Source organism: Saccharopolyspora sp. 6V (genome assembly GCF_020176785.1).
GTDB lineage: Bacteria > Actinomycetota > Actinomycetes > Mycobacteriales > Pseudonocardiaceae > Saccharopolyspora_C > Saccharopolyspora_C gregorii.
Genome location: NZ_JAIUKB010000040.1, coordinates 46,685 through 55,170 on the forward strand (window position 1 = coordinate 46,685; position 8,486 = coordinate 55,170).

General features: G+C 74.1%; 7 protein-coding genes. 6 read left to right on the top strand and 1 reads right to left on the bottom strand.

Annotated elements, in window-relative coordinates; translation table 11 throughout:
• Positions 1–47 precede the first annotated feature (47 nt).
• From LCD35_RS09480 to LCD35_RS09500, 5 genes are all read left to right on the top strand, one after another.
• Positions 48–1,139, top strand: a complete 1,092-nt coding sequence (locus tag LCD35_RS09480) for a PTS mannitol transporter subunit IICB (protein ID WP_224963158.1) — start codon at positions 48–50, stop codon at positions 1,137–1,139.
• Positions 1,136–1,594, top strand: a complete 459-nt coding sequence (locus LCD35_RS09485) for a hypothetical protein (protein ID WP_224963160.1) — start codon at positions 1,136–1,138, stop codon at positions 1,592–1,594. Before LCD35_RS09480 ends, LCD35_RS09485 begins: the two co-directional genes overlap by 4 nt.
• Positions 1,587–2,069 (top strand): PTS sugar transporter subunit IIA, encoded by a 483-nt coding sequence (locus LCD35_RS09490; RefSeq protein WP_225044045.1) that lies wholly within the window; start codon positions 1,587–1,589, stop codon positions 2,067–2,069. The genes LCD35_RS09485 and LCD35_RS09490 overlap by 8 nt, the downstream gene beginning before the upstream one ends.
• Complete coding sequence (locus LCD35_RS09495) at positions 2,066–3,106, top strand: alcohol dehydrogenase catalytic domain-containing protein (RefSeq protein ID WP_224959382.1); 1,041 nt, start codon at positions 2,066–2,068, stop codon at positions 3,104–3,106. Before LCD35_RS09490 ends, LCD35_RS09495 begins: the two co-directional genes overlap by 4 nt.
• 417 nt (positions 3,107–3,523) lie before the next feature.
• On the top strand, positions 3,524–6,019 hold the full coding sequence (locus LCD35_RS09500) for a LuxR C-terminal-related transcriptional regulator (protein ID WP_225044046.1): 2,496 nt from the start codon (positions 3,524–3,526) through the stop codon (positions 6,017–6,019).
• A gap of 255 nt (positions 6,020–6,274) precedes the next feature.
• Here the strand turns inward: LCD35_RS09500 and LCD35_RS09505 are convergent, their stop codons facing one another.
• Positions 6,275–7,036, bottom strand: a complete 762-nt coding sequence (locus tag LCD35_RS09505) for a thioesterase II family protein (RefSeq protein WP_224959385.1) — start codon at positions 7,034–7,036, stop codon at positions 6,275–6,277.
• Positions 7,037–7,349: 313 nt separating this feature from the next.
• Between LCD35_RS09505 and LCD35_RS09510 the strand changes: the two genes are divergently transcribed.
• On the top strand, positions 7,350–8,381 hold the full coding sequence (locus LCD35_RS09510; protein WP_224959386.1) for a GDP-mannose 4,6-dehydratase: 1,032 nt from the start codon (positions 7,350–7,352) through the stop codon (positions 8,379–8,381).
• Positions 8,382–8,486 lie beyond the last annotated feature (105 nt).

The following is an 8,486-nucleotide window of genomic DNA, read 5'->3' on the forward strand; positions in this document are numbered from 1 at the left end:
GGCGAGGCAGAGGGACAACGGCGTCGGCGAGGTACGGAGTGACAACCATGTCAGGGACGGCCACGGAGGAATCGAGTTCTCGAGCACAGGCGCAGCGCGCCCGCGTCGTGGTGCAGCGGTTCGGCGGGCAGCTGGCCGGCATGGTCATGCCCAACATCGGCGCGTTCATCGCCTGGGGCCTGATCAGCGCGCTGTTCATCCCGGAGGGCTGGTGGCCCAACGCCCAGCTGGCGCAGCTGAAAGAACCGATGATCACGCTGCTGCTGCCGGTGCTGATCGGGTACACCGGCGGCAGGCAGGTGCACGGGCAGCGCGGCGCGGTCGTCGGCGCGGTCGCCACCATCGGCATCGCGATCGGGGCCGAGATCCCGATGTTCCTGGGCGCGATGATCGTCGGCCCGCTCGCGGGCTGGGTGCTGAGATGGTTCGACCGCTCGGTGGGCAAACGGGTGCCTCCGGCGTTCAAGATGCTGGTGGACAACTTCGCGGCCGGGATCATCGGCGGGCTCTTCGCCATCGCCGGGCTGCTGGCGATCGGTCCCGCCATCGAGAGCGTGACCATCGCGCTCGGCCACGGCGTGCAGGCGCTGCTGGACCTGCACCTGCTGCCGCTGGTGGCGATCATCGTGGAACCGGCGAAGGTGCTGTTCCTCAACAACGCCGTCAACCACGGCGTGCTCGGGCCGCTGGGCGTGTCCGAGTCGCTGGACCACGGCAAGGCCATCGAGTTCCTGGTCGAGCCGAACCCGGGACCGGGCTTCGGGGTGCTGCTGGCGATCACCGTGTTCGGGCCGCCCGCGATGCGCGCGACCGCGCCCGGCGCGCTGGTCATCCAGTTCCTCGGCGGCATCCACGAGATCTACTTCCCGTACGTGCTGGCCGCGCCGCGGCTGCTGCTGGCGACGATCTCCGGCAGCGCGGCGGGGCTGTTCGTCTTCAGCATCACCGGTGCGGGCCTGGTCGCCACGCCGTCGCCGGGCAGCGTGGTCGCGCTGCTGGCGGTGACCCCGAAGGGCGGCTACGTCGGCGTGATCGCCGGGATCGCCGCGTCGGCGGTGGTGGCGTTCGTGGTCGCCTCGCTGGTGCTGAAGCTGTGGCGACGACCCGACGAGGTCGAGACCGGTGGAGCGGTCCGATGAGCCGCGGGTCGGCGGCCTCCCGCTGGTGGCGCGCGATCGGCTTCGCCCAGCGCCGGGTGCTCGGATCGCACGACGAACTGCGGGAGGAACCGGTGCCGCCGAGCGAGGTCGAGAGCGCGCGGCAGGCAGGAGAGGAGCGCTCGATGGGCACGATCAACGGGTCGGCGGTGCGCAAGGTCGTCATCGCCTGCGACGCGGGCATGGGCAGCAGCGCCATGGTCGCCGCCCAGCTGGCGGGCAGGCTCAAGCCGTACGACGTGAAGGTCTCGCACGCCTCGGTCACCGAGATCCCGCCGGACGCGGATCTGGTGCTGTGCCAGGAAACGCTGCTGGAGCGGGCGCGGCGGGAGGACACCGGTTCGGCGGTGATCCTCGGGTTCCGCAGCTTCCTCGGCGACCCGGTGTTCGACGAGGTCGAGCAGGCCGTCCGGGAAGGTGAACCCCTTGGTGGTTGAGGCGGGCCCGCCCCGGCCGCTGGCGGTGCGGCTCGCCCCCCCCGCCGCGGGATTCGCGGACGCCATCGACCAGTGCGGCCGCCTGCTGGTGGAGACCGGCGCGGTCGAGGAACCCTACGTCGCCGCGATGCACGAGCGGGAGCGGTCGCTGACGACCCACCTCGGCGAGGGCGTCGCGATCCCGCACGGCACCACCGAATCGCGCCGCGTCGTGCGGCGCAGCGCCCTGGTGGTGGTGCAGTTCCCCGGCGGGGTGCGGTGGAGCGACGGCGGCGAGGTGAGCCTGTGCGTGGCGATCGCCGCGGGAGCCCGGCGCGCCGACGGTTCGCCGGACGCGGCGGGCGCGCAGCACTTGGGCGTGCTGTCGGCCCTGGCCACGGTCCTGATGGATCCGGTGCGGGCGCGTGAGCTGCGCGAAGCACCGGACGAGGCGACGGTCGACCGGCTGTTGCGGTCCGTTGAGGAGGACAGGTGAAGGTCGCACGTTTCTACGCCCCGGGTGACATCCGCATCGAGCAGGCCCCGGAACCGGAACCCGGCCCGGGCGAACTGAAGCTGCGGGTCCGCAACTGCTCCACCTGCGGAACCGATCTGAAGATCATGCGGCACGGGCACCACCACATCGACCCGCCACGGGTCATCGGCCACGAGATCGCCGGGGAGGTGGTCGGCATCGGCGACGGCGCCAGTGGTTTCGCCGAGGGCGACCGGGTGCAGGTGATCGCGGCGATTCCCTGCGGCGAGTGCGGCTACTGCGAGCGCGGCAGGCAGACGGTGTGCCCGAACCAGCGCTCGATGGGCTACCACTTCGACGGCGGTTTCGCCGAATTCCTCACCGTCCCCGAGCAGGTGCTGCGGGTGGACGGGGTGAACCTGCTGCCCGGCGGGGTCGACTTCGCGGCCGCGTCGGTCGCCGAACCGCTCGCCTGCGTCCTCAACGGCCAGGAGCTCGCCCGGGTCGGCCCGGGGGACGTGGTCGTGGTCGTCGGCTCCGGCCCGATCGGCTGCCTGCACACCCGGCTGGCGCGGGCCCGCGGCGCGGCCGCGGTGTACCTGGTGGAGCTCAACGCCGCCCGGCTGGAGCAGGCGGCCGAGCTGGTGGGCCCGGATGCCGCGATCCTCGCCTCCGCCACCGATCCGGTCGCGGAGGTGCTGCGCCGCACCGGCGGTGTCGGCGCCGACGTGGTGATCACCGCGGCCGCTTCCGGCGAAGCGCAGGAGCAGGCGCTGCGGATGGCCGCGCGCGGCGGCCGGATCAGTTTTTTCGGCGGTTTGCCCAAGGATTCGCCGATCATCGACTGCGATTCGAACGCGGTGCACTACCGTGAGTTGACCATCGTCGGTGCCAACGGCTCCACCCCGGAGCACAACCGGCGGGCGCTGCGGCTGATCGCCTCCGGTGACGTCCCGGTGCACGACCTGATCACCCACCGGTTGCCGCTGGACGGGGTGCTGGAAGCGATCCGCACGGTCAGCACGGGCGACGCGATCAAGGTGACCATCGAGCAGTGACGGTGCCGGAACCCGCCTCGCGACGTGCGGCGGGCCCCGGGGCGCAACGGAGGAGTGCCGCGTGGTGCTGCGGGAACGGGAGAACGAGACCGAGCTGCTGAGCGCCGCGCTGGACCGGGCGAGCGAGGGCGGCGGTGCCCTGCTGGCGTTCTCCGGACCCTTCGGCATCGGCCGCTCCGCGGTGCTGGCGGGGGCGGGGGGCCCCCCCCCCGCCCGCGGGCGCCGGGGGGGGGGGGGGGGGGGGGGCCCCCCCCGCCCCCGGCCCCCCCGCCGGCGGGGGGGGGGCGGGGGCGGGGGGGGGGGGGGGGGGGTGGGGGGGGGGGGGCGGCGCGGGGGGGGCCCCCCCCCCCGGGCCCCCCCGGGGGGGGGGGGGGGGGGGGGGGGGGGGCGCCCCCCGCCCGGGACCGGGGCGCCCGGGTGCTGCGGGCGCTGGCGACCACCGCGGAGCGCGACATCCCGTTCGGCGTGCTGAGCCAGTTCTCCTGCTGCGCCACCGATTCCGAGACCGGGCCGGACTTCGGCACGATGCGCGGCGGGCTGCTCGCCTCGCCCGACCCGGTGCTGCTGGTGGTGGACGACCTGCAGCGCGCGGACGTGGAATCGCTGCGCTGGCTGGACCGGTTGTGCGCCGCCGTCGCGGATTCCGCGGTGCTGGTGGTCGTCGCGCACCGGGACGGGGAGCAGGCCGCCGATCCGGAGACATTCCAGCGGTTGCTGGGCCGCGCCGCGCGGCGCGGTGAACTCCGGCCGCTGAGCCCCGGCGGGGTGGCCGCCGTGGTGCGGGACGTGTTCGGCGTGCCCGGCGACGAGCGGTTCACCGCCGCCTGCCACCGGGCGTCGCACGGCAGGCCGTTCCTGCTCAACGCGATCGCGCACGGCCTGCGCGACAGCGGCAGGCGCCCGCAGGAGTCCGATGTGGACGCCGTGTGGTCGTTGCGGCCCTCCGTGGTGGCCGAGCGGGCCGGCGCGGTGCTGCGCCCGCAGCCGGAACCGGTGCTGGCCGCCGCCCGAGCGGTGGCGCTGCTCGACTGTGCCGAGCCGGACCAGCTCGCCGACCTGGCCGGGCTGGCCCCCGCCGAGTGCGCCGCGGCGCTCGCCGCCCTCGCCGCGCTCGGCGTCCTCGTCGAACCGGCGCGGCCCCGCTTCGCGCACCCGGTGATCCGCGAGGTCGTGGAGAACACCCTGGAACCACCGGAACTCGCCGAGTGGCACCGCAGAGCGGCGCGGCTGCTGCAGCGGGCCGACCGGCCCGCCGAAGCGGTCGCCGAACACCTGCTGGCCTCGGACGCGACCCAGGGCGAGTGGACCACCGGGGTGCTGCACGCCGCGGGCCGGCGGGCCCTGGACCGCGGCGACGTGGCCACCGCCATCCGCTGCCTGCGCCGCGCGCTGCTGGCCTGCCCCACCGCGGGCACCGAGCGGTCCGTGCTGCTCGCCGACCTCGCCGAGGCGGAGCGCTCCGGGGCACCGGTCGCCTCGATGCGGCACCTGTCGCAGGCGCTGCCCAAGTTCGACTCGGACCGGCGGCGAGCCGAGGCGCTCGCCGACGTGCCGCCGATGCTGCTGGCGGTGGCACCGCTGTCGCTGCTCGCCGAACTGGAGGACTTCCGCGCGCGGGAGGAGCTGGATCCGGCCGTGCTGCGGGCCATCGACACCCGCATCCGCCTCGCCCGGCTCGGCGATCCCGCCTGGTGCGCCGACACCCGCGAGCTGTTCGACTCCCTCGTCCCCGGCGAGCACGTCGACCCGGAGCGGATCTCGGTGCTGCTGTACTCGGCGACGCTCACCGGCGGCGACGCCGAATCGGTGCTGCCGTGGGCGAAGCGGGCCGTCGCCGGGGAGCACGGGCCGGGCGCCGCGTTCGGCGCGGTGGCGCTGGCGGCGCGGACCCTCGCGGCCTGCGACGAGGTGCGGGCCGCGGAGCAGTGGCTGGCGGAGGTGACCGCGGCGCTCGGCGCGCGCGGCGACCGCGCCGCGGAACGCCTCATCGTCGACGCCGAACGGGCGTTCACCGTGGTCCGCTCCTGCCGCTACCCGGAGGCGGTGGCGCTGGCGGAGAGCGCGCTGCGCCGTTGCGACCCGGGGCTGATCCCGGTGGTGGAGCGGTGCTTCGAGGTGCTGTCCGTCGCCGTGCTCGACTCGGCCGACACCGGTTCCGCGGCGCGGGCGCTGGGGCGCCACCACGAGTGGGACCACGCGGTGCAGCCGTGGGTGCGGGAGCTGCGCGACGCCGCGCTCGCCGTCAGCGTGCGCGACACCGTCGGCGGGCTCGAACACCTGCTGGAGTGCGGGCGGGAGCGGGACCGGCTCGGCTGGTCCAACCCGTGCCTGCTGCCGTGGCGCGGCTGGGCGGCGCTGCTGTACCACCGCGTGCAGCGGCCCGGCCCGGCCGCCGAGCTGATCGCCGAGGAGTACCGGCGGGCGGTGGCCTGGGGCGCGCCCAGCGGGGTCGGTCGCGCGCTGCGCGTGTGGGGCGCGATCACCGAGGGGGAGCCGGGCGTGGAGCTGCTGCGCCGGGCCGTCGAAGCGCTCGACGGCCGCGGTCCGGCCGGCACGGTGGAACTCGCCAAGGCGCACCTGATGCTGGGGCGCAGGCTGCTGTGCTCCGACCGGGCGGAGGCCGCCGCCCGGTTGAACGAGGGCGACGAGCTCGCCGCCGCCTGCGGGGTCCCGCGGCTGCGCGCCGCCGAGGAGATCGCGGCCGAAGGCGGTGGGGCGCAGGCGGAACTGACCCGCGCCGAACTGCGCATCGCGCGGCTGGTGGCGGGCGGGCTCGGCAACCAGCAGGTGGCCACCGAGCTGGGGGTGAGCTCCCGGGCCGTCGAGAAGCACCTCACCAAGGTCTACCGCAAGCTCGGCGTCACCGGCAGAGCAGGACTGGCCGACCTGGCCGACTCCCTGGACCCGGCCTGATTCCTCCTGGTCCTCTTGCGCGGGTGGCGGAACCTCAGCGGGATTCTCGCTGCGGGATCGTGGTCACCGGTGGCTCCGCCACGGGCGACGACGCCGTCCTCGCGAGAATCCCGCTGAGAACCCGCGGCGGTGCCGGTGCCTCAGGTGGTCGCCGCTCAGCGGCTTCGCCGCTGACAGGACAACGGCGTGGACGCGGGTGAGAGCGTGGATCTGCGGTCCGGCGAGTGGCGGGTTCGTCCGGGCACGTCGGGCGGGTCACTCGCCTGGTGGGATTCGCAGGGTGAGTTCCGCTGCGAGTTCTGCGTTGACCTGGGCTGCGTGCTCGACGAGGTAGAAGTGGCCGCCGCGGAAGCCGCGCAGCCGGAACGCGCCGGAGGTGTGCTCCTTCCAGCGCAACGATTCGTCTACCGTGGACTTCGGGTCGTCGTCGCCGATGAGCACCGAGATCGGGCAGGACACCACCCGGTCCGGCCGCGGCGGGTAGGTCTCCACCGCGCGGTAGTCGTTGCGGATCGCGGGCAGCGACATGCGCACCACGTCCTCGTCGTCCAGCGCCGACTCCGCCCCGTTCAACGCGCGCACGTCCGCCAGCAGGCCCTCGTCGTCGAGCAGGTGCACCCGCTCGTCCCGCACCGTGCCCGGGGCGCGGCGCCCCGAGACGACCAGCGACCGCGGCGGCCGGCCCGCGCCGCGCTCCAGCCGGTGCGCCACCTCGAAGCCGAGCAGCGCGCCCATGCTGTGCCCGAAGAACACCGTCGGCAGCTCCGGTTCCGCCGCCAGCACCGCCGTGATCGCCTCCGCGTACTCGTCGATGCCGCCGAGCAGCGGTTCGCGGTGCCGGTCCTGCCTGCCCGGGTACTGCAGCACGACGACGTCGGCGCCGGGGGAGTGGGCGGCCGAGACCGGCCGGTAGAAGCTGGCCGAGCCGCCCGCGTGCGGGAAGCACGCCAGCCGGACCGGTGCGGCCGGTGCGGGGTGGTAGCGGCGCAGCCACTTGCCGGGGTCGAGATCGGTCACGGCTCCTCCTCCGAGCGCTGGACCTCCGCGGCGGGCGGCGCCCGCGCGGCCAGTACAGCACCGCGCGGTGCGGAGAACCCCTAGTCCGGATTCCGCGCCACGACCGAGAACTCGGCGAATCCCTAGGGTGTGCCGCTTTCCTTTGACACCGCCGACGATCGGCTGCCAGCGTCGGATCCGGCCCGATCCGGGGGCTCCCGGCAGGCGCCGATCCGACCTCTGCCGGTGCCCGGTGCGCCACCGCGCGCGTTCCCGTGCCGCCCACGCGGTCGGCACGGGCGCTGTCGGCATCAGGTGGTGGAAGGGGAAGCACATGTCCAGGCGAGCGCTGATCACCGGGATCACCGGGCAGGACGGTTCCTACCTGGCCGAGCACCTGCTCGCGCAGGGGTACCAGGTGTGGGGCCTGATCCGGGGGCAGGCGAACCCGCGCAAGTCCCGGCTGAGCAGGCTGGCCACCGATCTGTCCTTCGTGGACGGTGATCTGATGGACCAGGGCAGTCTGGTCTCGGCGGTGGACCTGGTGCAACCGCACGAGGTCTACAACCTGGGCGCCATCTCGTTCGTGCCGATGTCCTGGCAGCAGGCGGAACTCGTCACCGAGGTGAACGGGATGGGCGTGCTGCGGATGCTGGAGGCGATCCGCATCGTCAGCGGCCTGCACGGTTCCGGCGGTTCCGGCGGGGAACGCATCCGGTTCTACCAGGCGTCGTCCTCCGAGATGTTCGGCAAGGTCGCCGAGACGCCGCAGAGCGAGCGCACCACCTTCCACCCGCGCAGCCCGTACGGCGTCGCCAAGACCTATGGGCACTACATCACGCAGAACTACCGCGAGTCCTACGGCGTGTGGGGCGTGTCCGGCATCCTGTTCAACCACGAATCCCCGCGCCGCGGCGCGGAATTCGTCACCCGCAAGATCTCGCTGGCCGTCGCGCAGATCAAACTCGGCCTGCAGGACAAGCTCTACCTCGGCAACCTGGACGCGGTGCGGGACTGGGGTTTCGCCGGGGACTACGTGCGCGCGATGCACCTGATGCTCCAGCAGGACGAGCCCTCCGACTACGTGGTCGGTACCGGTCGGATGCACTCGGTGCGGGACGCGGTGCGCATCGCGTTCGACGCGGCGGGACTGCACTGGGAGGACCACGTCGAGATCGATCCGACGCTGGTGCGCCCCGCCGAGGTCGAGACGCTGTGCGCCGATTCCGGGCGGGCGCGCCGGGAACTGGACTGGGAACCGAGCGTCGACTTCACCGAGCTGATGACGATGATGGTCGAGGCCGACCTGCGGCAGGCCTCCCGCGAGCGCGACTACGCCGAGGTGCTCTCCGCGTCCAGCTGGTGACGCCCTCCGGGCGGACGGTGGCCGTTCGCCCTTCCAGGACTGGGGAATTCCCGGGCGGGTGCTGGTGAGACTGAGCTCCGTCCGGTCGACGCAGGTGGGGTGGAG